Genomic DNA, 25,267 nt, shown 5'->3' with positions numbered 1-25,267 from the left:
GCTTCGTTACGGGTGGGCAGGTCGGAGGGCCTGCCCGGGAGGGCCGCCCGCAGCGACCACACCACACTTGAGTGAACTTGACTCAATAGTGCCACGCGATCGCCAAAGCGCAAGTCGACTTGAGTCGACCCGACGCAACCCGACCGTTACTACCCTCCGGTTGTCTCTGTTGCATCGGTCGGGCACGCTTTAGCGGTGACGACGCACGGCGATCCCGCCACCCGGTCCGGCGCGCCCACCGTCGCCGCCCGCACCGGGCCGTCGGAGACCGACGAGACGCCGCCCGGCCCCACCGGAGACGGCCTACCCGCCGCCCTCACCGGCCTGCGGGCCGCGATCGGCGCGGCCCGGTTTCCGCTCGCGCTGCCCTCGGCCGAGCCGGCCCGGCACACCGGCCGGGCGCTGACCGACCAGCTCGACGACTACCTGCTGCCCCGGCTGGCCCGACTCGACGCCCCGCTGCTCGTGGTCGTCGGCGGCTCCACCGGCGCGGGCAAGTCGACCCTGGTCAACAGTCTGGTCCAGGCCCGGGTGAGCGCCGCCGGCGTGCTCCGCCCCACCACCCGTTCCCCGGTGCTGGTCTGCAACCCCGCCGACGCCGCCTGGTTCCGCCAGGGTGAGCTGCTGCCCGGCCTGACCCGCACCAACGAACCCAGCGAGGACCCGGGCACCCTGCACCTGGTCACCGCCCCCGCGCTCCCCCCGGGGCTGGCCTTCCTCGACGCCCCCGACATCGACTCGGTGGTCGACGCCAACCGGGCCCTCGCCGGCCAACTGCCCGCCGCCGCCGATCTCTGGCTCTTCGTCACCACCGCCGCCCGGTACGCCGACGCCGTCCCGTGGGAGCTGCTGCGTACCGCCCGCTCCCGGGGTGCCGCGATCGCCATGGTGCTGGACCGGGTGCCCCCCGAGGCCGCCGACGAGATCGCCGCCCACCTGTCCGAGATGCTCGCCGCCCAGGAGTTGGGCGCGGCACCGCTGTTCGTCCTGCCGGAGACCTGGGTCGACGGCCAGGGCCTGCTGCCCGACCGGGTCACCGCACCGCTGGGCACCTGGTTCGCCCGGCTCGCCGCCGACGCCGAGGCCCGGGCCGCCGTGGTCCGGCAGACCCTCGACGGCGCACTCGCCTCACTGCACCCGACGGTGGAGATGCTCGCCGACGCGGCCGACGAGCAGATGGTCGCCGCCGACGCCCTCGACGACCGGGTCCGGGCCGCCTACCAGGGCGCGCACCGGACCGTCACCGAAGGGCTGAAGGACGGCCGGCTGCTCCGCGGCGAGGTCCTCGCCCGCTGGCAGGAGTTCGTCGGCACCGGCGAGTTCTTCCGGACACTGGAGGCCCGGATCGGCCGGCTGCGCGACCGGGTCGTCGCCGCGGTCACCGGCCGGCCCGCCACCCCCGCCACCGACCTGCGCAACGCCATCGAGTCACAGTTGGTCACCCTGCTGCGCGGGGTCGCCTCCGAGGCGGCGGAGAACGCGTACACCGCCTGGAAGGCGAACCCGGCCGGGGCCGCGCTGCTCGACCCGCCGCTGGCGCACCCGTCGGCCGACCTGCCCGAGCGGGCCGAGCGGCTGGTCCGGGACTGGCAGCGCGGGGTGCTGGAGCTGGTCCGGGAGGAGGGCGGCGACCGGCGGTTCGTGGCCCGGACGGCCGCGTACGCGGTCAACGCCACCGGGCTGGCCGTGATGATCGCCGTCTTCGCCTCCACCGCGTTCATCCCGACCGGGCTGGAGGTGGCCACCGGGGCCGGCACCACCGTCGCCGCGCAGGCCGTACTCCAGGCGATCTTCGGCGACCAGGCGGTGCGTACCCTCGCCGCGAAGGCCCGGGGTGACCTGCTGGAACGGGTCCGCGCGCTGCTGGACGAGGAGGCGGCCCGCTACCTGGCCCGCACCGACGGGGCCCGACCCGGTGCGGAGGTCGGCGCGGCGCTGCGCCGGGCCGGCGGCCGGGTCGAGCTGGCCCGGCACCACAGCGGCCTCGCCGGCCAGACCGGCCAGGCCCTACCGATCCCGACCCCGACCTCCGAGGACGGCACCCGGTGACCAACATCGTCGGTCGGATGCGCGAGGCGCTCCGGGGTGACCAGCGGGTCGACGCCGACGCGCTGGTGGCCCGCCTCGACGCGATCCGCCGGTTCCTCGACGCGGTCGACGGCGAGGTGCCCGACACCCGGCTGGTCGGCGCGCACACCCTGGTCGAGCGGGCCGGCACCCGGTTGTCGCTGTCCCGGGACCACACCGTCGTGGCGTTGGCCGGCGCCACCGGCAGCGGCAAGTCCAGCCTGTTCAACTCCCTGGCCGGGATGGAACTCTCCCCGGTCGGGGTGCGCCGGCCCACCACCGGTGTCGCGCACGCCTGCGTCTGGGGGCCGCTGGACGGCGGCAACCGGCTGCTCGACTGGGTCGGGGTGCTGCCCCGGCACCGGTTCGTCCGGGAGAGCGCGCTCGACGGCGACGACGAGTCCGCCCTGCACGGTCTGATCCTGCTCGACCTGCCCGACTTCGACTCGGTGCAGCGGTCCCACCGGCTGGAGGTGGACCGGCTGCTCGGCCTGGTCGACCTGGTGGTCTGGGTGGTCGACCCGCAGAAGTACGCCGACCGGGTGATCCACAACAGCTACCTGCGCGAGTTCCACCGGCACCGGGAGGTGACGGTGGTGGTGCTCAACCAGGCCGACCGGCTGCCCCCGGCCGAGCTGCCCCGGGTGCTGGCCGACCTGCGCCGGCTGCTCGACGTCGACGGGCTCGACGGGGTGCCGCTGCTGGCCACCACGGCGGTCGAGCCGGACGGGATGACCGGGCTACGGGAGGCGCTGGAACGGGCGGTTTCGGACCGGCAGGCCGCGCTGCGCCGGCTCTCCGGCGACGCCGACACGGTGGCGGCGGCCCTGGGCGAACTGGTCGCCGTCGAAGCCCCGGGGCACGTCCCGGACGCCGCGACGGTCCGCGCCCTGGACCGGGCGTTGGCCGAGTCGGCCGGGGTGCCGGCGGTGGCCGCCGCGGTCGAGGGGGCGTACCGGCACCGGGCCGGCGGGGCCACCGGCTGGCCGTTGGTACGCGGCTGGCGCAAACTGCGCCCCGACCCGCTGCACCGGCTGCACCTGCCCGGCCCGACCACCGATCCGCAGCGCCCGGCGGAGCCCGTGCTCGCGGCCACCTCCGTGCCCGACCCGACAGCCGCCCAGCAGTCCGCCCTCGGGCTGGCCATCCGCGCCGTCGGCGACCGGTCCGGCGAGAAACTCCCGGCACCCTGGCCGGCCGCGGTGACCGCCGCCGCCCGGTCCCGGCTGGCCGACCTGCCGGACGCGCTGGACGGCGCGGTCGCCGGCACCGACCTGGGCATGGACCGCCGGCCGTTCTGGTGGCGGCTGGTCGGCGCCCTCCAGTGGCTGGTCACCCTCGCCGCCGTGGCCGGGCTCGGCTGGCTGGTGCTCGGCTACGCGCTGCGGGCCCTGGGTCTGCCGGCGCTGGACTACCCCCGGGTGGGGGAGGCACCGTTGCCGACCGTGCTCCTGCTCGGCGGGCTGCTCGCCGGTCTGCTGGTGGCCGCGGTGACCCGGCCGGTGATCCGCTGGGCGGCCCGACGGGCCCGACAGCGGGCCGAGCAGCGGCTCACCGAGGCGGTCTCCCGGGTCGGCGCGGAGTACGTCCTCATCCCCGTCCGGGCCCTCCTCGACCGGTACGCCCTCGCCCGCTGCGCCTGGCAGGACGCCACCCGGTGAACGCCGCCGCCGGCACAGGTGTCCGGGGCTGCGCGGCGGCGTAGGGTCGTGCCATGGCCACGCCAAAGACCCCCTACGACGCGGTGCTCTCCGCGGCCCGCGACGTGACCAGGCTGGACTGCGCGCTCGACGCCGAGATGCTCGGCACGGCGCTGCTGGGCAGCGTCTACGCGATCGCCGAGACCGACCGGGAAACGGCGGTCCGGGAATTCGTCTCCGGTTTCCTCGCCGCCACCTCCCGCCGCCGGACGGCCGCCGCCACCACCATCCGTCAGGTCTTCGCCGCGCTGGTGCCCGATGCCGAGGGCGCGGCGAAGGTCCGCCCCGGCGCGCAGGCTCCGGCCTGGGCCGGTCAGCTCGGCCGGGTCCACCTCACCGGCACCTGGTCGTACGGCGACGTGTACGGCGACCAGACCTCCTACCTGGCCACCTTCGCCTACGACGACGAGTCGGGCGGGCCGGAGCACGCCCTGGTGGCACTGGTCGACCACAACATCGGCATCACCAAGGACGTCTTCGTCGGCGGGCCGGCCGAACGGATCCTGGAGCAGGTCCGGCAGATGTGCGCCGACGACGACCTGACGTGGTTCCGGGAGGAGGACCCGGCCCGGATGCACGGCGAGGTGGGTCGTCACCTGACGATCACCGACGACCTGGGTGACCTGCCCGCCGAGGGTTCGCTCGCCACCGACCGGGCGTTGGTCGGGGCACGGCTGGCGGTGCTGCCCGAGCCGAGCGCCGGCACCACCGGCTGGGACGCGCAGCCGCTCAGCGCCGACGAGCGCACCACGCTGGTCCGGGCTTTCCTGTCCTCTCCCGAGGCGGCCCGCCACGGGCTGAACACCCTCGACAGCGACGCCGAGCTGGCCTCGCTGCACTTCTGCCTGGGGCTGCTCTTCGACCACTCGGCGAGCTTCCCGGACGCCGACCCGTTGCGCTGGAGCCCGGCGGTGGCCGGGTTGTTCCTGCTCGACTGGGTGCACCGGCGGGCCGTGCTGGACATGGACGACGCGGCGTTGCTGCCCCGGGTGCTGCGGGCCTGGGCGGCGTTCGCGGCCCGGCGGCGGGGGCTGCCCGAGCGGGCCGGCACCCAGACCGACGAGGCGATCGAGGAGTTGGTGCCGGAGTTCGCCCGGCTCTATTCGACAGGCGAGCGGCGCAGCCCGGCGACGGCGGCGGTGGCCCAGCTGATGGCCGACGGCATCGACCCCGACGACCCGGTCGCCCTGGACGCCTGGATCGAGGCCAACCGGCAACGGCTGGGGGACGACACCCCCTGACCGTCCGGCGACGCGCTGCGGGCCTGGCGACGCGGTGGCCGGCGACGCACCGGGGTGGCCCCGTGACGTCCCCGGCCGGTCTACGGCTCGACCAGGGCCAGCCGGCCGGGGGCGACGTCGAGGCGTACCCGCTGGCCCCACCGCAGGGTCAGCCGGTCGGCCTCCAGCCCGTCGGCGAACGCCACCAGACCGTCGGACTCGGCGGTCAGTTCCAGCGCGTCGGTGCCGTCGAGCCGGCCGGCGACCAGCTCGACCCCGGTGACCGGTGAGGGCCACGCCTCCCGCACGTACCAGCACAGGGCCGGCTCCTGCGGGGCGGGCGGCGGGACGGCTGCCGACCGGTCCCGGGCGATCGAGGCGCACCAGCCGGTGGCCCCGGTGCCGGTGCCGACGACCACCCCGGAGGACGACTGCCGTTCCTGCCGGGGCCGGCCGTCCCCGCCGACGTCGAGCAGGTAGCGGGCCGACTGGTGGGAGGAGTGCCCGACGTACACCTCGTTGAGGCCGACCAGTTCCTGTCCGTCGTCGAGGGTGGCCCGGACCATGGCCCGGTGGCGCAGCGGCGCGGTCCCGGCGGCCACCGCCGGCAGCAGGGCGGCCACCTGGTCGCCGGTGCAGCGGACCAGCACCCCGGCGTTGCGGCCCGGTTCCGGGTCGACGCCGACGACGGGTTGCCCGGTGAGGTACTTCGCCACGTTGGCGACGAGGCCGTCCGGGCCGACGGCGACGATCACGTCCTCCGGGCCGAACAGGAACCGGGGCAGGTCGTCCCGGTCGACCGTGCCACGCCGCCAGTCGGCCGGTACGGCGGCCCCGACGGCGGTCAGCGCCGTCTGGAGGGCCTCGTGCCGGTCCACCACCTCGGCCAGGTCCCGGCCCCGGGCGCGCAGGTACCACTGGGCCGCCGCCCGGGTGCCGTGCCGGGCGAGCAACTCCTCCAGCTCGCTGCGGCGGCGGACCACCACCACCCGGGGGGTCAGTGTGCCGCTCACCGGTCCACCGTTCCGGTCGGGCCGGTGAGCCGGCCGAGCAGGTCGGCCAGCAGGTCCGGGGTGACGGTGAGCTGGCCGATCGGCGGGAGCTGGCCGGCGAGTTCCCGGACGGTGAGGGCTTGCAGCACCCCGGGCGGCAGGGTGGCGTACGTGGCCAGCTTCGCCGCCTCCGCCTCGGCCTCGGCGGCGCCGACGGCGCGTACCGTCTCGGCTTTGGCCACGGCGAGCACCCGTTCCCTGTCGGCGGCACCGGCGGCGAGCAGCCGTTCCTTGTCCGCCTCGGCGGTGGCGGACACCCGGGCCCGTTCGGCGGCGGCGGCGTTGGCGACCTGTTCCCGCTCCGCCTTGCCCTGGGCGGTGGCCAGCTCGGCGGCGGCGTCGAGTTCGACCCGGCGGCGGGTGTTCGCGCCGTGCTGCTCGACGAGCTGCTGTTCCCGGCGGGCCAGCTCGATCTTGTTCTGGAGTTCGTTCTCGGCGATGCCGCGTTCCTGCTCGACGGCCTGGGCCCGGCGGGCGTAGGTGGCCCGGTCGGCCTGCACCTGCACGGCCTCCCGGGTGGGGGTCTGCAGGGCGCGTTCCAGCTCGGGTTCGGGCCGGACGGCGACCACCCGGGCGCTGACCACGGCCACCCCGATGTCGGCGAGCCGGGGCTCGGTGTCGAGCGCTGCGGAGACCGCCTCCCGGATGGGCGCGATCGTGGTCAGCGCCTCGGCCAGCGGGACCCGGGCGAGCAGGTCCAGGGCGGGCTGCTGGGCCAGCTCGGCCAGCAGGGTGGCCACCTGGTCGAGCGGTCGGGACCGGGCCTTACCGGTGCGCGGGTCGATCGAGAAGTCGAGCCGGGCGGCGGCCAGCGTCGGGTCGGCCACCCGGTAGGTCACGGTGGCCTGGACGGTGATGTCGGCGAAGTCGCCGGTACGCGCGTGGAAGAGCAGCGGCAGCTCCCGGTCGTCGACCGGCACCTCGCTCAGCACGGCGGTCAGCGGTCGGTACCAGAACGACTGGCCGGTCCCTTCCCGCCGGACCCGCCCGTCGACGTGCAGCCGCACCCAGTTGGTCGGTGTCCCGCGCAGGTGGCGCAGGAAGAGTCGCCTCGTCACGTCGGCCATGTCTCACACCTTCCTCTTTTTCGTCCACCCGACGATAACCACTCTGATAGGTTATCGTCAAGGTGGTGATAAAGAGATGACCGACTACCCGCCCTTCGCCGTGACGGTGGACCTGGTGGTCCTCACCGTGCGCGCCGACGCGCTGCACCTGCTGCTGGTCCGCCGGGGCATCCCACCGGACGAGGGCCGGTGGGCGCTGCCCGGCGGCTTCGTCGGCATCGACGAGGATCTGCCCGACGCCGCCGTCCGGGAGCTGACCGAGGAGACCGGGCTCCCCGAGCCGGCGGGCCACCTGGAGCAGCTCGGCACGTACGGCCGGCCGGACCGCGACCCGCGCGGACGGGTGGTCACCGTCGCCTGGCTGGCCCTGCTGCCCGACCTGCCCACCCCGGTGGCCGGCTCGGACGCCGCCTCGGCGGAGTGGGTGCCGGTCGACCGGCTCACCCCCGGCCAGCTCGCCTTCGACCACGACCGGATCGTCGCCGACGGCCTGGAACGGGCCCGCGCGAAGCTGGAGTACACGCCGCTGGCCAGCGCCTTCTGCCCGCCCGAGTTCACCGTGGCCCAACTGCGGGCCGTCTACGAGACGGTCTGGGGCACCCGGCTGGACCCGCGCAACTTCCACCGCAAGGTCACCGGCACCCCCGGCTTCGTCAGCCCCGCCGGCCGGGCCACCGAGGGCGACCGGGGGCGACCTGCCCAACTGTTCCGCCGGGGCCCGGCCACCCGGCTCCACCCGCCCATGCTCCGCCCCGAACCCTGAACCGCCCGCCGGGCCCGACGCCCGGACCTCGTCACTGCCCGGACCGGGGCACTGCCCGGACCGGATCACCGCCCCCGACCTCGTCACCGCCCGGACCGACCACCCGGCACCGATCCCACCGGCACCCGTCCCACCGGCACCGGTCGCCGGGCGCTGCGACCGGTCTGGGGCGCTGCGCCAGGTCTGCCCGGCGGCACGGGGGCTCAGGAGAGCGGCGCGTAGACCAGCCCGGCCACCAGGCCGCCGACCAGCGCGCCCACCACGACCTGCGCGACCGTGTGGTCGCGCAGCCGCACCCGGGACCAGCCGACCAGGGCGAGCAGCGGCACGGCCGGCAGCAGCCGGGGGCCGAAGGTGAGCACCAGCACCACCAGCGTGCCGGCGGCCACCGCCGAGTGGATGGACATCTTCCACCAGTGACTGACCGCCACCGCGACCACCAGGCCGACCACCCCGGCCGCGACCAGGGCCAGCACCGGGCGCGGTGCACCGAGCGCCGCGAGCAGGGCCAGCCCGGTGGCCGCCGAGGCGAGCCCGAGCAGCAACGGCACCCGACGCTGCTCACGGCGACCGATGTGATGATCGGTGAGTCGACCCCGCCGCACCCCACCCAGGATGTACGCGAACGGGATACCGGCGGCGAAGACCGTGGCGAGCAGCCCCCAGGCCAGTCCGCGCGCCCCACCCGCACCGTGCCAGCCGATCGCCACGGTCAGCGCGGTGACCAGCACGGCCGGCGCGGTCACCTCGGTCACCAGCCGGGCCACCCGGGTCGCCACCGCCCCCGACCCGACCGGCTCGGCAGCGGCAGGTGACCCTCCGAACGGAGCAGGGTCGGCCAGGTCGGGGGCGGCCCGGTCGCCGCCCTCGTCGCGCGTACTCAGCGTTCCGCCCCCGCATCCGTGGTGCCCGATCCGGCACGCCGCAGTGGTCGACGGGTCGACCGACGGCATCCGGGCCGCTGCGGCTCAGCCTGCGGCTTCGTTCGTCACCGTACCGTCCGGGTCGGTGGTGTCGTGGAGGGTCGACGCGGACCCGGCGGAGGTCTGCGACACGGGTACGGCGGGTGCCTGCGGTGCGGGGACCGGGGTCGCCGACGGGCGGGCGACCGGGATCGCCGGGCGACCGGCGGTTGGTCCGACGCGCGGTACGGGCCGGGTCTGCGACCGTGGACGCGTGGGGTGGGTCGTGCCGGCCGGGATCGCCGTCGCGGTGGGTCGGGGCCGCGCGGTGGGGACCAGCGTGACCGTGACGGTGGGTCGGGGCTCGGGGGAGGCGGTCTGGCCTGGCGTCGGGGTGGGCGCGGGGGGCGACGTGGACCCGGGCGTCGGGGTGGGCTCCGGGGGCGACGTGGGGGTGGGCGGGGGTGCGGAGGTGGGCGTGGCGGTGTCGGAGGGTGCCGAGGTCGGCGACGGGTCCGGCGGTGGCTCGGAGAGGGTGGCGGTCGGCTCGACGTCCGGGTCCGGGTCCGGACTCGGGCTCGGCGTGGGGTGGGGTGTGGCGGTGGGGGTCGGGTGGGGGGTGGGGATGGGGTGGGACGGTGCGTTGGGTGCCGACGTCCGGCGGATCGGCCGGGGCGTGGCGGCGGGCACAGCCCGACGGTGGACGGGGCCGGTGGTGGCGGGAGCCGGGGCGGTGGCGGGCGGTGCCGGTGCGGTGGCCGGTGGGAGGGCCGGTTGACCGGTGGCGGGCACCGGGACGACGACCGGCCCGACCGACGGGGTGGGCAGGAACGGGGTGCCGTCGTCCGGCAACGCGGTGCTGCCCACGGTGGCCGAGCCGGCGCTGATCGCGGCGAGCACCGGCATCGAGGCGGCCCCGGCGAGCAGGGCGACGGTGAACAGGTAGCCCCGGTGCGGCGCACCGACGCCGGGTGCCCGGTGGACGCCGATCATCCGCCGGTAGCTGCCGCCGCCGGCCCGGTGTCGGCCGAGGAGGGGGACCGGAGGACCGTCACCTGGCTCGGACACCGCACACTCCCTCGTCGACCTGGACGTGTTCGCCGGTGGGCAGCACGGATCAGAACGGACATTATGCGCTAAACGCCCACCAATACCGGTCAGCTTGACCCAGTGACGCCCAGTTCACCAGGCACCACAGCGTGTCGACACACAAAAAGTCCGTCACCCGGCCGGTCCGGCGACGATCGCCCGACGGCAGCGCGGCCGGCACGGCGCGGCGCGGCCGGCACGGCGCGGCGCGGCCGGCGCAGGCGCAGCGCGGCCGGCGCGGCGACAAAAAAGTCCACGGGTCACCAAGCGGACATGTCGCCACCGGCGGGAGGGCCATACTGTGGGGCCGCTCACCTCCTCTGCAATCATTCAGGCACGACGGCAACGCAGCCGCACCTCCGCGTACCCCGTGGCAGGCATGGCTGCTCGCCGACGCTCCCGAACCGGGTTCGACCCATGGATCCGGCTCAGGTCGTGCGGCAACCCCCACCGGGGCTAGGCACGGCCGCCAGGAACCAGTCCGGCAACAGCCGGGCCGGCGCACGTTGTGCGCGGACGGGTGACCCCCCGGCTCGGGCACAGACACGACAGGGAGAGACGGATGGCAAAGGGCGACCCTGCGGTCTCCAGCCGCGGCCGGCGAGCCGCACCCCGGTCCCGGCGAGCCGCCGCGACCGCTGAGCCGGAACTCGTACAGCTGCTCACCCCCACCGGGGAGCGGATCGAGAGCGCGACCGGCCCGGACGGCACCGAGTACCGCGTCGACTTCACCGACGAGGAGTACCGCGGCCTCTACCGCGACCTCGTGCTGGTCCGCAAGCTCGACGCCGAGGCGACCGCGTTGCAGCGGCAGGGCGAGCTGGGCCTGTGGGCCTCGCTGCTCGGTCAGGAGGCGGCTCAGGTCGGCTCCGGACGGGCTCTGCGCAGCCAGGACATGGCCTTCCCGACCTACCGGGAGCACGGCGTCCTCTACTGCCGGGGCATCGACCCGATCATGCCGCTCGGCCTGTTCCGTGGCGTCGACCAGGGCGGCTGGGACCCGAACGAGTTCAAGTTCAACATGTACACGATCGTCATCGGGGCGCAGACCCTGCACGCGACCGGGTACGCGATGGGCGTCCACATGGACGGCAAGACCGGCACCGAGGACGGCGAGGCGGTGATCGCCTACTTCGGCGACGGCGCCACCAGTCAGGGCGACGTCAACGAGGCGTTCGTCTGGGCCAGCGTCTTCAACGCCCCGCTGGTCTTCTTCTGCCAGAACAACCAGTACGCCATCTCCGAGCCGCTGGAACGCCAGACCCGGGTGCCGCTCTACCGGCGGGCCGGCGGTTTCGGCTTCCCCGGTGTCCGGGTCGACGGCAACGACGTGCTCGCGTCGTACGCGGTGACCCGGCATGCGCTGGACAATGCCCGGCTCGGCCAGGGCCCCAGCCTGATCGAGGCGTACACCTACCGGATGGGCGCGCACACCACCTCGGACGACCCGACCCGTTACCGGATCGCCAGTGAGGTCGAGGCCTGGCAGGCCAAGGACCCGATCGCCCGGATGAAGGCGTTCCTCGACAAGCAGCAGATCGCCGACGACGCGTTCTTCGCCGAGGTCGACGAGCAGGCCCGTGCCGAGGCGGTGCACCTGCGCGAACGGGTGCTCGAACTGCCCGACCCGGCCCCGGTGTCGATGTTCGACCACGTCTACCCGCACGGCTCGCCCGAGTTGGACGCCCAGCGGGCCCGGTTCAGCACCTACCTGGAGTCGTTCGAGGGGAGCGCGCACTGATGGCCACGGAGACGCTCACCCTCGGCAAGGCCCTCAACACCGGTCTGCGTCGCGCCCTGGAGAACGACCCGAAGGTCGTCATCATGGGCGAGGACGTCGGCAAGCTCGGCGGCGTCTTCCGGATCACCGACGGGTTGCAGAAGGACTTCGGCGACCAGCGGGTGATCGACACCCCGCTGGCCGAGTCCGGCATCATCGGCACCGCCGTCGGCCTGGCCATCAGGGGTTTCCGGCCGATCTGCGAGATCCAGTTCGACGGCTTCGTCTACCCGGCGTACGACCAGATCGTGTCGCAGGTGGCCAAGATGCACTACCGCTCGCAGGGCAAGGTCACCATCCCGATGGTGATCCGGATCCCCTACGGCGGGGGCATCGGCGCGGTGGAGCACCACTCCGAGTCGCCGGAGGCGTACTTCGCGCACACCGCCGGGTTGAAGGTGGTGACCTGCGCCAATCCGCAGGACGCGTACGTGATGATCCAGCAGGCGATCGCCTCGGACGACCCGATCGTCTTCCTGGAGCCGAAGCGGCGCTACTGGGAGAAGGGTCCGGTCGACCTGGACGCCCCGTTGTCCGGGGCGTACCCGCTGCACTCCGCCCGGGTGGTGCGGCCGGGCACCGACGCGACCGTGTTGGCGTACGGGCCGATGGTGCGTACCGCGCTGGACGCGGCGACCGCCGCCGCCGAGGACGGCCGGGAGCTGGAGGTCGTCGACCTGCGTACGCTCTCGCCGCTGGACCTGACCGCCGTCTACGAGTCGGTGCGGCGCACCGGCCGGTGCGTGGTCGTCCACGAGGCCCCGGGCAACCTGGGGCTGGGCTCGGAGATCGCGGCCCGGGTCACCGAGGAGTGTTTCTACTCCCTGGAGTCGCCGGTGCTGCGGGTCACCGGTTTCGACACCCCCTACCCGGCGAGCCGGGTGGAGGAGGAGTACCTGCCCGACCTCGACCGGGTGCTCGACGCCGTCGACCGCACCTTCGGCTGGTGAGCGCGATGTCCCGGATCAAGGAGTTCAACCTGCCCGACCTGGGTGAGGGTCTGACCGAGGGGGAGATCCTCGCCTGGCTGGTCAAGGTGGGCGACGTCATCGAGCTGAACCAGCCGATCGTCGAGGTGGAGACGGCCAAGGCGGCCGTGGAGATCCCGGCGAAGTGGGCCGGTGAGGTGCGGTCGATCTTCCACCCGGAGGGGAGCACGGTCGAGGTCGGCACCCCGATCATCGCGATCGACACCGACCCGGGTGCCGGGCCGGTGCCGGAGTCGACGACCGCCGCCGCGTCGGCGGACCTGCCCACCCCGTCGGCCGCTTCGCTGGCGGCGGTGCAGGTCGCGCCCGCCGAGGGCATGGTCGAGCCGGGTCTGATCGGTGGGGTCGCCCCGGGTGGGCGTACCGCCGTGCTGGTCGGTTACGGCCCGCGCAACGCGCCGGCCAAGCGTCGGCAGCGCAGGGACGGCCCGCCCCGGCAACCTGACACCAGCCCCCGGCCGACCGGGCCGGCCCAGGTCACGACGCCGGCTCCGGCCGCGCCGGTGGCTGCGGCTCCGGTCGCGCCGACGGTGAACGGCAACGGCCGGGTCGCCGGCCCGGTGCTGGCGAAGCCGCCGGTGCGCAAGTTCGCCAAGGACCTCGGGGTCGATCTGGCCACGGTGACCGGGTCGGGTCCGCTCGGGTCGATCACCCGTGCGGACGTACAGCGGGCGGTGGACGGGAGCACGGCGGTGGACGGGAGCACGGCGGTGGCCGAGCCGCTGGCCGCGACGTCGTCGGCCACCTCGGCCGCGAGCTTCGGCGCGGACCGCGAGCAGCGCATCCCGGTCAAGGGGGTACGTCGGCTCACCGCCGAGAACATGTCCCGCTCGGCGTTCACCGCACCGCACGTCACGGAGTTCCTGACCGTGGACGTGACCCGGGCGATGAAGGCGCTGGACCGGCTGCGCGGGCGGCGGGAGTGGCGGGACGTCCGGGTCTCGCCGTTGCTGCTGGTCGCCAAGGCGGTGTTGCTGGCGGTCCGGCGGCACCCGATGGTCAATTCGACCTGGGCCGGTGACGAGATCGTCGTCAAGGAGTACGTCAACCTCGGTATCGCGGCGGCCACCGAACGTGGCCTGATCGTGCCGAACATCAAGGACGCCGGTCGACTCACGCTGCGTGAGCTGGCGGATGCGATGACGGGTCTGGTGCAGACGGCCAAGGCGGGGAGGACCTCTCCGGCGGACATGTCCGGCGGCACCCTGACGATCACCAACGTGGGGGTGTTCGGGGTGGACACCGGCACCCCGATCCTGCCTCCGGGTGAGTCGGCGATCCTGGCCTTCGGTGCGGTCCGCGAGCTGCCGTGGGTGCACAAGGGCAAGGTCAAGCCACGCCAGGTGACCACCCTGGGGCTCTCCTTCGACCATCGGATCATCGACGGCGAGTTGGGTTCGAAGTTCCTGCGCGACATCGGGGACTTCCTCGCCGACCCGGAGGCGGCGTTGCTCGCCTGGACCTGAGACCGGTGACGTTCCGGCCACGGCCGGTGTGCCCAGGGTGAACACCCGGCACACCGGCCGTTGCCGTTGGGGGAAGAAACAGTGGCCCAGATCGCCCCCTGACCTACGATCCTTAGGCCCGTGTTGCAGCTCACCTAATAATCGATGGCAATCGGCGGCCAGCGGGTGTTCAATGGAGTCACCAAGGGGCCGACAACCGAATAGCCGAAGGAAAGACACCATGAGCATGATCGAGCGAATCCGCACCCGTCGTGACGCCACCCGTCGGGCCCGTGCCATCGAGCACGCGCTGCGCTCCGCCAACTCGCCCGCGGTCCGCGAGGAGATCCTCGCGATCGCCCAGCGTCACCTGAGCTGACGCCACACCGACTTTTCTCCCCCTCCTCCAGATCGACGACCCGCCCGGGCCCCGGGCGGGTCGTCGGCGTTCCGCACCCCCCGAGACCGGGATTCCCCCTCGCCATGACGCCCGGTACGGTGGTTCCGGTCGCCAACCGCCGACCTGGGCACCGATCGCGCCCGATGGATGCCGATCGACACCGCCCGGTGACGTGGAGTGACGGCCGGTGCTCCCTGGGTGCCACGCGCGCGAACCGGATACCGTGCGGGGAGCCCGCACGGCCGACCCGCCGGGCACCGGCGACACGGCCGACCGGACGGACGGCATCGGCGGCCGACATGTGATGGAGGAGGCGCACCCATGACGTCCGAGGGCCAGCACCGCCCCGGCCAGGAGCCGGACGAGGTGCCGCCGGGCTCCGGCGGACCGGTGCCGTACGGCGACCGACAGCCGCAGCAGGACCCCGGGTACGGCACCCCCGCCACGCCCGACCTCGGCTGGGCGCCACCACCCCCCACCGGCCGGGCCAACCCGACCGGTCCGTCCTGGACACCCCCCGCCCCACCGGCGGCCTGGGGTGGCGCGCAGGCTCCGCAGCAGTCCGAACCCACCGAGGCGTGGGCCCCGCCGGCCCGGCAGTCACCGCCCACCGAGGCGTGGACCCCGCCGGCCGGCCCGTCGCAGCCCGCCTGGGCCGGGCAGCCAGAGCAGCCCGCCTGGGCCACCGCGCCCGCACCGGCCGCCGGAAACGCCGAGTCCACTCCGCAGCCCGCGTGGGCGCAGTCCGAGCAGCCCGCCCCGGCCTGGGCGCAGTCCGACGCCGGTGCCCGGGGTGCCGCCCGGGTGCCGCAGCCCGACAAGCCGGCCGGCGGTGGCTGGTCCACTCCGGCCGATCCGGCCCCGACCTCGCCCGCCGGCTGGGCGGGCCAGGAAGCCGCGCAGCAGGAAGCAGCCCCCGGCACCAACGGCTGGGGTACCGCGCCCGCACCACAGCGGGACGAGGCGGCGGGCACCAACGGCTGGCCGGGCGACGCCGCCCGGGGTAACGGCTGGCCGGCCGAGGACCGGGCCGGGGCCGATCCGGCGCGGGGTGGCTGGCCGGCCGACCCGCAGGACGCGCCGGGCAACTCCGGCGGCTGGGCGACCAGTGCTCCGGCGCACCCCGACGAGGCGCACCGCTCCGCCGGTCGCGCCTCGGTGCCCGTACCGGCCCAGCCGGAGCCCACGAACCAGGCGGGGTGGCCGCAGCCGGAGACCGGTGGACACCCGGGCGGCCACGCGTCGCCGGGCACCGCACCGGGTGCCGAGGGCTGGTCCACCGAGGACGATCCGGCCCGCTCCGGCGGCTGGTCCGCCAACCGGTCCGGACCGGACGACGCCGGTCGTCCCGGTGACTGGTCGAACGGCTCGCAGGAGGACCGGCAGCCGTCGTGGGGGGCACCGGAAGAGCCCGCCACGGCCCGCTGGGAGGGCCGCCGCGAGCAGCCCGCCCCCGATGCCTGGCCCGCCGGGGCCCCGCCCCGCACCGAACAGGACGACCCGGCACCGGGCCAGGAGTGGCCGGCACCACAGGCCGGCTCCCGGGGTGCCGCCGCCGTACCCTCCCGGGAGGACCGCCCGGAGCCCGGGGCCTGGACGCCCCCGGAGTTGCCGGGGCGGGCGTCCGCGTCGGTGTCCGCACCCGACGGCCCCCCCGCCTGGGGCGGTGCCGCCGGTGACCACCACCCGCCACAGCGGACGGGTGTCGAGCGCCCGGTCGTGCCGGACGCCGAGCCGTGGGCGCCCGGGCAGGCGTGGGGCCACCCCGAGCCCGCCGGCCAGCCCGCCGAGGGGGCGTGGGAGCCCCGACGCAACGAGGACCAGCCGATCTACCAGCCAGGGCCGGCCCCCGGCATCTCACCGGCCAACGCGGTGCCGCTCCCGCCGCAGGAGCAGCGCGTCCCCGGGGCGAGCCTGGCCGCCGCGCCGCCCGCCGACTACGTCCCGCCGGCCGCGTTCGGTGGGCCCGCCGAGCAGTCGCCGCACGGCCGTGAGGCAGCGGCCTGGGGTGCGCCGGAGCAGCCGCAGTTGTCGGCCGGTCCGGCACTGCCCGCCCAGCGACTCGCCCCCGAGGCCGAGAACGCCGGTGCCGGTCGCGCCCAGGTGCCGGCCGCCGACGCCGGGGAGGCCGGTGCTGTCGGCCGGGCCTCCGCCAGCGCCTCGGTACCCATGGCCAGCCGGGTCGTCCCCCCCAGCGACCAGGGGGCCCGTCCGGGTGGTCCGGCGGTTCCGCAGCCCCGGGTGTACGGGCGACCGGCCCGCCCGGAGCCGGCGGAGGAGACCCCGGAGCACGACGACCACCGGCCCGAGCACGACCCCCGCTTCGCCGACCAGGACCGCAGCCGGTTCGACGGTGCCGAGCAGCCCCGGTTCGACGAGCCGGACCGCCCCCGCTTCGACGACCAGGACCGGACCCGGTTCGACGGTCCGGAGCGGTCCCGGTTCGACGATCAGGACCGGGCGCACGGTTTCGGTGCCGATGCGTCCTCGTCCGCGCCGCCGGCCGCCCCGCCCGCGTTCGGTGGCGGCATCCCGGCCTTCGCCGACCCGGCCGGCAGCAACCGGCCGATGAACGGCACCCGCCCGCACGGGCCGACGGACCGGCCGGCCGAGCCGTACGGTGCCGGCCCGACCAGCGGCGCACCGGCCGGTGCCGCACCCGTGCCGGGGTACGGCCACCCGGCGCACGACCCCGCGCACGGCGGGTACGCCTCCCCGTTCCCGCCCGCCGGTCAGCAGTTCCCGGCCGCCGGTCAGCAGTCCGCACCGGCTGGTCAGCAGGCCGGCACCGCCAGTTGGCCGGCGGAATCGGAGCAGGGGCGTTTCGACGCGTTCAAGCCGGACCCGGAGCCGGAGCAGAAGGCCGAGCAGCCCGCCCCGAAGGTACGCAACGGACGGGTGCTCGCCCTGGTGCTGATCGTGGCGGTGCTGATCCTGGCCGTCCCGTTGGGCCTGCTGATGCTCCTCGGCAAGATCGGCTCGGACGACGGGCCGGCTCCCTTCAACCCGGCCGTCGGCTCCTGCGTCAAGCAGTCCGGTGAGAACGCGAGTGCGGCGGGCTGCAACGAACCGGGTGCCTTCACGGTGGTGTCCAAGGTGGACGCCAAGGAGAAGTGCACCGATCCGACCCAGCCGCACGTGGTGCTGCCGGGCGGCGGGGTCGACCGGGTGCTCTGCCTGAAGCCGGCCGGCCAGTAACGGCGTACCGACGGCGGGGCACGGTGGACCGTGTCCCGCCGTCGGTGTTTCGGGCGCTGTGGGCTGGGCAGTCTATGGGGCACAGTGACGTGGCCCGAGGAGGTAACCCCCATGGCAGGCAACGAGAACGAGGTCGACCGCAGCGCTCGCAGCGGCCGGTTCGTCAAGGAGAGCACCACCGAGCGGGACCCCCGGCACACCACCACCGAGCAGGTCGGTGGCGGCGGGGACCAGGAGGTCCACCGCAGCGCGAGCACCGGGCGGTTCGTCACGGAGACCACCGCTGAGCTGCACCCCTCGACGACCGAGACCCAGCACGTCTGACCGACGAGCCAGCACCGCCCTCCGCGCCCGGCGCGGAGGGCGGTGTCATGTCCGGGCGTCGGGTCGTACGCAGGGGGTCCGCGCGCTCGCCAGCACGCTGCGGTTGTCCGCCGCGGTGATGTCGACGGTGACGGACACGCACCCCGGGGTGGTCCGCAGGACGTTGCCGAACACGCTGTACACCTGGCGCTTGACCATGAACGGGTAGTCGAACCGGGTGACCGCCCCGTCGGACGGGCGGGTGGCCGACAGCCGGACTGTCGCCCCGGTCGGGACCCGCTCGGTGGAGACGAACAGCGGCCAGGCGGCCCGGCAGCGCGGCGAGTAGCGCAGCGTCAGGCTCCCGTAGGGCGGCTGTTTCGGGTCGGGGTCCGGGACCGGGACGGTTTCCGCGCTGACCGCGTCGACCTGGCAGCGTTCCTCCTGCGGGTCGGCCCCGTCGGTCGGAGGAGCGGCGGCGGGTGCCGGGAGCGACGTGTCCACGGGTCGCTCGGCCTGCCGGTTCGGGTGGGAGCGCGCGTCGACCAGCAGCGGCACGATCGAGCCGGCGAGGAGCACGGTCAGCCCTGCCGTCGCGGCCAGCGCCCACCGGGGCACCGCCGGCCGTCGCGTCACCGGCCGTCGCGGTGTCGACTCCCCCGGTGGCTCTGCCATCGCCGGTTCCGACCCCGCCGGCTGCGACCCCGGCTGCTGCGGCCCCGAGCCGGCCTCCCGGTGCCAGCGGGCCCGCCAGGCCGCCTCGTCACCGCCGCAGGCCCGGACGAACGCCATGGTCAGCTCCAGCGACGGCAGGCGGGCCCCGGACAGCACACCCGCCAGCGCGGTGTGCGAGTAGTGCGCGGTCGCGGACATCTTCCGGAGCGACGGTTGCCCGGCCTCGCGCCGGAGCCGGGCCAGGTCAGCGACGAATTCGCGGTGCCGGCTCTCGCCGTCGTGATCTCCGCTCTCGCCGTCGTGTCCGCCGCCCTCGCCGTCGTGGTCCCGGGCAACGCCCGCATGATTCCGGCCGTTGTCGTCGTGGTCCCCGGCGTCGGCGGGAACCTGGCCGTCGAGTCGTCCACTTCGCCCCGTCATGGGCCCTCCCCTGCGTGTAAACCCTGGTGTCAACGTGTGTCATGCCAGTGCTTTACAGGCGGGCGTCAGGACAGGATCGACCCCGGAGCAGCCACCCGCCGGATAGGTGCCGCTGAATATGATCTCACGGGGAGTGTCGGCCCCGGCACGCATCCGAACGGCTCGAAATCGCGTTCACCCCGGGGATACCGGACCGCGCGAGTCACCGTCCGACGGGCCCACCGCGCCGATTCCGGGGCGGTGCCGAACTTCTCGACAAGGAGAACCGCGTGTACCAGCCGAACGGTACGAATGCCACCGGCGCAGTGCCCCGCCGGGGACTGCCGCGACTCGTGGGGCGGATCCTCACCGCCTGCGCCGTCACGGCGGTGGTCCTGGTGGGCACGGCCGCACCGTCGTTCGCCGGCATCTCCGGTTACAGCGTCGCCGGCACGGGCGGCGCCGGCCTGATGGTGCGCACCAGCCCGTACGACGCGAACGCCGGCTCGGTGGCGCTCCTGGGCGACGGCACCGGGTTCGTCGCCGAGTGCGCGGTACGCGGGCGCAACATCTCCGGCAACACCGTCTGGCACCGGATCAGCTCCCCGGCCAGCGGCTGGATCAGCGACTACTACACCAACACGCCGGGGTTCAACCAGTACCTCGCCGGTGAGCCGGAGTGCACCACCACCCCGCCGCCCACCGGCACCCGCGAGGACCGCGCCATGGCGTGGGCCCGCTCGGTGATCGGCCAGGCGTACACCAACGGGGACCTGGGTGACTCCAACCACCAGTGGGACGGCTGGTGCGACAACTTCGTCGGGCACGCCTACGGTCGGGCGGCCAGCGGCTACGCGTCGGCGATCGTGCACTACAACTCGCTGTACTCGCGCGGCATGATCCGCACCACGGGCACCCCGCCGGCCGGCGCGCTGGTCTTCTACGCCGCCGCGTCGATCAACGGCTACTACGGCCACGTGATGCTCTCCGAGGGCAACGGCAACTACATCACCTCGGCGGCCACCGTCCGCCGCGTCTCGCAGACCTGGCCCGGTGCGCCGTACCTCGGCTGGTCCTACGCCGACCCGGAGTGGACCGGGCGCTGACGCCCCCACCCTGCCCGGCTCCCCTCCCGGTCGTCCGCTGAAAGGATCACGATGCGTCTCCCCCTTGCCGCCCCCGCGGCCCGACGTGCCCTGCGCCTGGCCCTCGGCCTGACGCTGGTCGCCGTCGTCGGCGTCAGCGCCATGCCCACCCCCGCCACCGCCGCACCCGCCACCACCGGCCCGGCCGCCCAGGCCGCGCCGGCCCCCCGCCCGGCCGACCAGACCAAGGCAGCGTCCCGCCCGGCCGACCAGGCCAAGCCGGCCAGCGTCGGTGGCCCCGCCACCGGTGCGAAGGCCAACCGGGTGGGCGTCAACGCGGTCGGCATCGACCTGTGTGCCCAGGTGGCGTACGCCGCCGGGTTCCGGAACAACCCGCTGGTCACGGCCGTGGCCGTGGCGATGGCCGAGTCCTCCTGCAACCCGTCGGCGGTCGGCAGCAACGGCCCCACCAGCGGCTGCTCGAACGGTTCGCTGGACCGGGGCCTGTGGCAGATCAACAACTGTTACCACCCCACCGTCACCGACAGTTGCGCGTACAACGCCCAGTGCAACGCCAACGCCGCCTACAGCATCTCCAGCGGCGGCAGCAACTGGCAGCCCTGGTCGACGTACAACAACGGGGCGTACGCCGGCTATCTGTCCGCCGCGCAGGCGGCGGTGGCCCGACTCGGCGGCCCCGGCGACCCGCCGCCCGGCGTGACGGGCACGATCCTGGCCAACCCGTCGCTCAACATCCGCACCGGGCCGGGCACCACCTACAGCATCGCCGGTTCCGTCAACTACGGCGCCACCGTGAAGATCGCCTGCTACACCTTCGGCGAGTACGTCAGCGGTGGCTACTGGCCGTCGTCCACCTGGGACCGGATCACCAACACGGCGACGGGCGTGACCGGCTACGTGGCCGACACCTGGGTCAACACCACCTACGACGTGAAGACGATGGTCGGTCGCTGCTGACCGTCCCGTTCGGGGCCGCGCGGGCAGGGTCGGACCCTCCCGCGCGGCTCCGCCGTGCCCGCCGCCCCTCCGGCGTGACCGCCGTCCCCCGTCCTGACCGCCGGCCCTCCGGCGGTGGCGGCGGCGGCGACCCACCGCCCCTCCGGGCGCGGCGGCGACCTGCGCCTCGCCCCTCCGGGCGCGGTGCCGGCGACCCACACCGTGTATGGAGAGCGATATGCCTGACAGGCATAAATATGACTGACAGGCATATCGGTGTACGCCGGTGTCACTCCCCCCGGTCCTGGCCGGCAATCGTGGTTCTCCCTCACGTTCCGGGGGGACCGGTCGGTGTTACGGTCGGCGTGGAGCTCTCACATCGACGACGGAGGCCCGGATGGGTCAACGAGGATCGTTCCCCTCGGGATTGGCACGGTCGTTCAACACCCGGGTCATGGCGCTGCGGTCGTCGCCCCGCTGGGGGCGGTTCCTCCGGCGGCACCTGGTCGTGGTCACCTACACCGGTCGCCGTTCCGGGCGGACGTTCAGCACCCCGGTCGCCTACCGACAGACCGGCGACGCGGTGGTCATCCAGGTCGCGATGCCCGACGCCAAGCAGTGGTGGCGCAACTTCCTGGGCGAGGGCGGCCCGATCTCGCTGAACCTCGACGGGGTCGACCGGGCCGGGCACGCGGTGGCCCGCCGGGACGACCGGGGCCGGGTCACCGTCACCGTCGACCTGACCCGCTGACGCGGCTGGCCGGCGCGTCGACCGTCCCGACCGACGTCCGGTCACGATGCCCGGTCCGGCCGGGTATCGACGTGCGCACCGACCGGGAGCCCGTCGGCTATGTGACCCTCCCTTGTGGTCGGTGACGCCTACACTTCCCGGCCATGGACCCTGTCGCGCTGGCCACGGCGCTGGCAAAGTCGATCCTGGCGCAGCTCGGCAAGGAGATCGGCACCGCCGCCGCCAAGGAAATCAAGGCCCGCGTCTGGGGAGACCCGGAACGCAAGGCCCTGGAACGCGCGTTGCGCCGCGCCCTCACCGAGCTGAACCGGTCGTACGGTGACCGGCTCGCCGAGTTCGACGTCAACGACGGCTTCTGGGTGCACGAGGGCGCTCCCGAACTGGCGAAGGTGCTCGTGCCCGGTGTGCCGACCTCGCCGGTGCGGCTGGCGGAACGGGCCGTCGACTCGCTGGGCCGGGCCGAGTCCGACGACGAGCGGTACGACCGGATCGGCCTGCTGCGGCCGGCGTTCAAGGCCCTGCTCGACGGGTTGGACACCGAGGTACGCCGCGAGGCGGCCCTCCAGGGGATGCTCGGCCGCTCCGATGCCGCGTCGACCGCCCAGGCGGCCAGCCGCATCGCCGAGCACCTGGGCGCGGTCGACGCCACCAACGACGACCGGGTCGCCTACCTGCGCTGGTTGATCGACCAGCACCGCTACCTGCGTACGGTGGGGGTGGTCCGGAACACCACCGTGCAACTTCCGTTGGGCGAGGTGTTCGTCGGGTTGCAGGCGCGTCGGGACCGCAAGCCCGGCGACCGGGCGCGGGCCTGGTTCGAGCGCGAGCGGGAGCGGCTGGCCGCCCTGGTGGCCGAGGGAAAGCTGGACCACACCGGCTTCGAGGCCGCCCTCGACCGGCTGCAGACGCAGTACGGCCACCGGTTCGCCGCCGAGACCGAACAGCCGACCAGCCAGCCGGTGCTCGACGCGGCCCGCGACGCCGCCCAGTTGCTGGTCCTGGGCGATCCGGGGACGGGCAAGACCACCTTGCTGCGCTACCTGGCCCTGACCCACGCCCGAGCACTGATCGCCGGCGAGCCGGTCCGGGGGCGGGACGCGCTGTTCCCGATCTACCTCCGCATCGGCGAGTACGCCCGCCAGGGATTCTCCAAGGTGGGCATCGGCGAGTTCCTGCCCGGTCAGCTCCGCCGCGCGGAGTGCACCCTGCCGGGGCTGGCCGACCTGCTGCGCCGCCAGCTCGACGCCGGCCGCTGCCTGGTGCTGATGGACGGCCTGGACGAGATCGCCTCGGCCGAGCTACGTCGGGGCGTGGTCGCGGCGGTGGCCAACTTCGTGACCGCCCATGCCCGGCAGGGCAACCGGTTCGTGGTGACCAGCCGGATCGCCGGCTACCAGGCCGCCCCGCTGCCGGAGCCGTTCCGCGCGGTGCGGCTCCAGGACATGGACGACCCGACGATCAGCCGGTTCCTCGACGTCTACTGCCGCGAGGTCGAGCGTGCCGAGACCCCGGGCCGGTCCGCCGAGGCGACCCGGCTGGCCGGCACACGCGAGGCCACCGCGATCGACCAGGCCCTCACCACCAACGCCGGGGTACGACGGCTGGCCGCCAACCCCCTGCTGCTGACGGCCTTGGTGCTGGTGCACCGGGCCAGCGGCCGACTCCCGCACCGCCGGGTCGAGGCGTACGTGGAGGTGTGCAACGCGCTCGGGCGCACCTGGCGCAGCGCCCAGGGGGTCGCCGAGGCCGACCTGCCCGACGAGCGGATCCTGACCCGGTGGCTGACCGAGCTGGGCTGGTGGATGCACGAGCACCGCCCTGAGAGTGCCGCCACCCGGCTGGAACTACTCGACGTCCTCGGCCCATTGTGGGCAACTCACCAGGGCACCGGGTGGGATCGACGCATGCTGGAAGCCGCCGACCCGCTGCGCACCGACGCCGGGCTGGCGGTGCTCGACTTCGTCGACAAGGCCGACACCCATACCGGCCTGCTGGTCGAGCGTGCCCCCGGTCGGTACGGGTTCGCCCACCTGACCTTCGAGGAGTACTACGCCGGCCGGGCGCTGGCGTTCCGTGGCTCGGCCACCGACCGGATCAGCGAAATCCGCCGCCGGTTGCACGACCCCCGCTACGAGGAGCCGATCCTGCTCGCGCTCGGCCTGATCGGCACCGACTACATCGAACAGATCGACGACGTGGTGGCGAAGGCGATCTATCCGGCCGAGGGCGATCCGAGCCCGTACGAGGAACTGCTGGGCCGGGACTTCCTGTTCATGCTCCGGGTGCTGGCCGACGACACACCACTGAGGACCGCGACTATCGACGCTGTGATCACCCGGGCGGTCGACGAATGGTTGGACCAAGAGAACAGCCGATGCCGTTTCGCCGCCTATCGGAGCGCCCTGGCGGAACGGTTAGCGGCGTTGAGCGGTACCAAGGCCGCTGATCGATTCCATGCTGCCCTCGACAGCCGGGCCACCAAACTCACCCCCACCAACCACCGGGTTTGGTGCGAACTGGCTGGCGTCGCCGCCCGACTGGGTCCGCTGCCCGCAGCCACCACCGCCACACTGGTCACTCTCGCCACCACCGCCACCGACCCGTACGTCCGCATCAGCGCGGGATTGGTACTGGCCCGGGGCGGGGCACTCACCCCACCCGTCATCACCGCACTGACCACCCTCGCCACCACCGCCACCGACCCGTACGTCCGCATCAGCGCGGGATCGGCGCTGGTCCGAGGCGGGGCACTCACCGCACCCGTCATCACCGCACTGACCACCCTCGCCACCACCGCCACCGACCCGTACGTCCGCATCAGCGCGGGATCGGCGCTGGTCCGAGACGGGGCACTCACCCCACCCGTCATCACCGCACTGACCACCCTCGCCACCACCGCCACCGACCCGTACGTCCGCATCAGCGCGGGATCGGCGCTGGCCCGAGGCGGGGCACTCACCCCACCCGTCATCACCGCACTGACCACCCTCGCCACCACCGCCACCGACCCGTACGTCCGCATCAGCGCGGTATCAGCGCTGGTCGACGGCGGGGCACTCACCCCACCCGTCATCACCGCACTGACCACCCTCGCCACCACCGCCACCGACCCGGAAGTCCGCATCCGCGCGGGATCGGCGCTGGTCGACGGCGGGGCACTCACCCCACCCGTCATCACCGCCCTAACCACCCTCGCCACCACCGCCACCGACCCGGAAGTCCGCATCCGCGCGGGATCGGCGCTGGCCCACGGCGGGGCACTCACCCCACCCGTCATCACCGCCCTAACCACCCTCGCCACCACCGCCACCGACCCGGAAGTCCGCGCCCGCGCGGGATCGGCGCTGGCCCACGGCGGGGCACTCACCCCACCCGTCATCACCGCCCTAACCACCCTCGCCACCACCGCCACCGACCCGGAAGTC

General features: G+C 74.3%; 19 protein-coding genes. 14 read left to right on the top strand and 5 right to left on the bottom strand.

Annotated features, from left to right (window positions below):
- The first annotated feature begins 195 nt into the window (after positions 1-195).
- Genes AB0B63_RS10715 through AB0B63_RS10705 form a run of 3 tightly spaced genes read left to right on the top strand, consistent with a single transcriptional unit; the run spans position 196 to position 5,008 of the window.
- Positions 196-2,049, top strand: coding sequence for an ABC transporter (locus tag AB0B63_RS10715; protein WP_357016798.1), 1,854 nt, complete (start codon positions 196-198; stop codon positions 2,047-2,049).
- A complete protein-coding gene (locus AB0B63_RS10710; RefSeq protein ID WP_357016795.1) occupies positions 2,046-3,728 on the top strand; it encodes a GTPase in 1,683 nt (560 codons plus the stop codon). The genes AB0B63_RS10715 and AB0B63_RS10710 overlap by 4 nt, the downstream gene beginning before the upstream one ends.
- A gap of 53 nt (positions 3,729-3,781) precedes the next feature.
- Complete coding sequence (locus AB0B63_RS10705) at positions 3,782-5,008, top strand: hypothetical protein (RefSeq protein ID WP_219465514.1); 1,227 nt, start codon at positions 3,782-3,784, stop codon at positions 5,006-5,008.
- Positions 5,009-5,088: 80 nt separating this feature from the next.
- On the opposite strand, the gene AB0B63_RS10700 is transcribed toward AB0B63_RS10705, so the two are convergent.
- Both AB0B63_RS10700 and AB0B63_RS10695 read right to left on the bottom strand, forming a co-directional pair.
- Positions 5,089-6,000 (bottom strand): NAD(+)/NADH kinase, encoded by a 912-nt coding sequence (locus AB0B63_RS10700; protein ID WP_208565286.1) that lies wholly within the window; start codon positions 5,998-6,000, stop codon positions 5,089-5,091.
- On the bottom strand, positions 5,997-7,106 hold the full coding sequence (locus AB0B63_RS10695) for an SPFH domain-containing protein (RefSeq protein ID WP_208565285.1): 1,110 nt from the start codon (positions 7,104-7,106) through the stop codon (positions 5,997-5,999). The genes AB0B63_RS10700 and AB0B63_RS10695 overlap by 4 nt, the downstream gene beginning before the upstream one ends.
- A gap of 76 nt (positions 7,107-7,182) precedes the next feature.
- On the opposite strand from AB0B63_RS10695, the gene AB0B63_RS10690 reads away from it, so the two are divergent.
- Complete coding sequence (locus AB0B63_RS10690; protein ID WP_219465507.1) at positions 7,183-7,869, top strand: NUDIX domain-containing protein; 687 nt, start codon at positions 7,183-7,185, stop codon at positions 7,867-7,869.
- A gap of 203 nt (positions 7,870-8,072) precedes the next feature.
- On the opposite strand, the gene AB0B63_RS10685 is transcribed toward AB0B63_RS10690, so the two are convergent.
- Positions 8,073-8,648, bottom strand: coding sequence for a phosphatase PAP2 family protein (locus AB0B63_RS10685; protein WP_307798952.1), 576 nt, complete (start codon positions 8,646-8,648; stop codon positions 8,073-8,075).
- 189 nt (positions 8,649-8,837) lie between these two features.
- Positions 8,838-9,839, bottom strand: coding sequence for a hypothetical protein (locus tag AB0B63_RS10680; RefSeq protein ID WP_357016789.1), 1,002 nt, complete (start codon positions 9,837-9,839; stop codon positions 8,838-8,840).
- 583 nt (positions 9,840-10,422) lie between these two features.
- Here AB0B63_RS10680 and pdhA point away from each other — a divergent pair.
- The 6 genes from pdhA (at position 10,423) to AB0B63_RS10650 (ending at position 17,996) form a co-directional block, all read left to right on the top strand.
- Positions 10,423-11,601 (top strand): pyruvate dehydrogenase (acetyl-transferring) E1 component subunit alpha, encoded by a 1,179-nt coding sequence (pdhA, locus tag AB0B63_RS10675; RefSeq protein WP_208565281.1) that lies wholly within the window; start codon positions 10,423-10,425, stop codon positions 11,599-11,601.
- Positions 11,601-12,590, top strand: coding sequence for an alpha-ketoacid dehydrogenase subunit beta (locus tag AB0B63_RS10670; RefSeq protein WP_208565280.1), 990 nt, complete (start codon positions 11,601-11,603; stop codon positions 12,588-12,590). The genes pdhA and AB0B63_RS10670 overlap by 1 nt, the downstream gene beginning before the upstream one ends.
- 5 nt (positions 12,591-12,595) lie before the next feature.
- Positions 12,596-14,095 (top strand): 2-oxo acid dehydrogenase subunit E2, encoded by a 1,500-nt coding sequence (locus AB0B63_RS10665; RefSeq protein ID WP_357017109.1) that lies wholly within the window; start codon positions 12,596-12,598, stop codon positions 14,093-14,095.
- A 220-nt stretch (positions 14,096-14,315) separates the two neighbouring features.
- The gene (locus tag AB0B63_RS10660; RefSeq protein WP_208565279.1) at positions 14,316-14,453 is read left to right on the top strand and encodes a hypothetical protein; all 138 of its coding nucleotides are present in this window, start codon (positions 14,316-14,318) and stop codon (positions 14,451-14,453) included.
- A 342-nt stretch (positions 14,454-14,795) separates the two neighbouring features.
- Positions 14,796-17,672: a hypothetical protein gene (locus tag AB0B63_RS10655; RefSeq protein ID WP_357016784.1), complete on the top strand. Its 2,877-nt coding sequence runs from the start codon at positions 14,796-14,798 to the stop codon at positions 17,670-17,672.
- A 111-nt stretch (positions 17,673-17,783) separates the two neighbouring features.
- Entirely contained in the window at positions 17,784-17,996 is a 213-nt protein-coding gene (locus tag AB0B63_RS10650) for a hypothetical protein (RefSeq protein WP_208565277.1), read from the top strand.
- Positions 17,997-18,041: 45 nt separating this feature from the next.
- Here AB0B63_RS10650 and AB0B63_RS10645 read toward each other — a convergent pair whose 3' ends face one another.
- On the bottom strand, positions 18,042-19,070 hold the full coding sequence (locus AB0B63_RS10645) for a DUF2690 domain-containing protein (RefSeq protein WP_357016780.1): 1,029 nt from the start codon (positions 19,068-19,070) through the stop codon (positions 18,042-18,044).
- A 269-nt stretch (positions 19,071-19,339) separates the two neighbouring features.
- Between AB0B63_RS10645 and AB0B63_RS10640 the strand changes: the two genes are divergently transcribed.
- From AB0B63_RS10640 to AB0B63_RS10625, 4 genes are all read left to right on the top strand, one after another.
- A complete protein-coding gene (locus tag AB0B63_RS10640) occupies positions 19,340-20,155 on the top strand; it encodes a hypothetical protein (RefSeq protein WP_357016777.1) in 816 nt (271 codons plus the stop codon).
- A gap of 51 nt (positions 20,156-20,206) precedes the next feature.
- Positions 20,207-21,112 (top strand): hypothetical protein, encoded by a 906-nt coding sequence (locus tag AB0B63_RS10635; RefSeq protein ID WP_357016775.1) that lies wholly within the window; start codon positions 20,207-20,209, stop codon positions 21,110-21,112.
- Positions 21,113-21,488: 376 nt separating this feature from the next.
- Complete coding sequence (locus AB0B63_RS10630; protein WP_357016772.1) at positions 21,489-21,842, top strand: nitroreductase/quinone reductase family protein; 354 nt, start codon at positions 21,489-21,491, stop codon at positions 21,840-21,842.
- Positions 21,843-21,985: 143 nt separating this feature from the next.
- A partial coding sequence (locus AB0B63_RS10625) for a HEAT repeat domain-containing protein (RefSeq protein WP_357016770.1) occupies positions 21,986-25,267 on the top strand: 3,282 nt, incomplete at its 3' end.

Source organism: Micromonospora sp. NPDC049081, from assembly GCF_040648835.1.
Taxonomy (GTDB): domain Bacteria; phylum Actinomycetota; class Actinomycetes; order Mycobacteriales; family Micromonosporaceae; genus Micromonospora; species Micromonospora antibiotica.
This window is presented reverse-complemented; position numbering and strand designations above follow the sequence as displayed.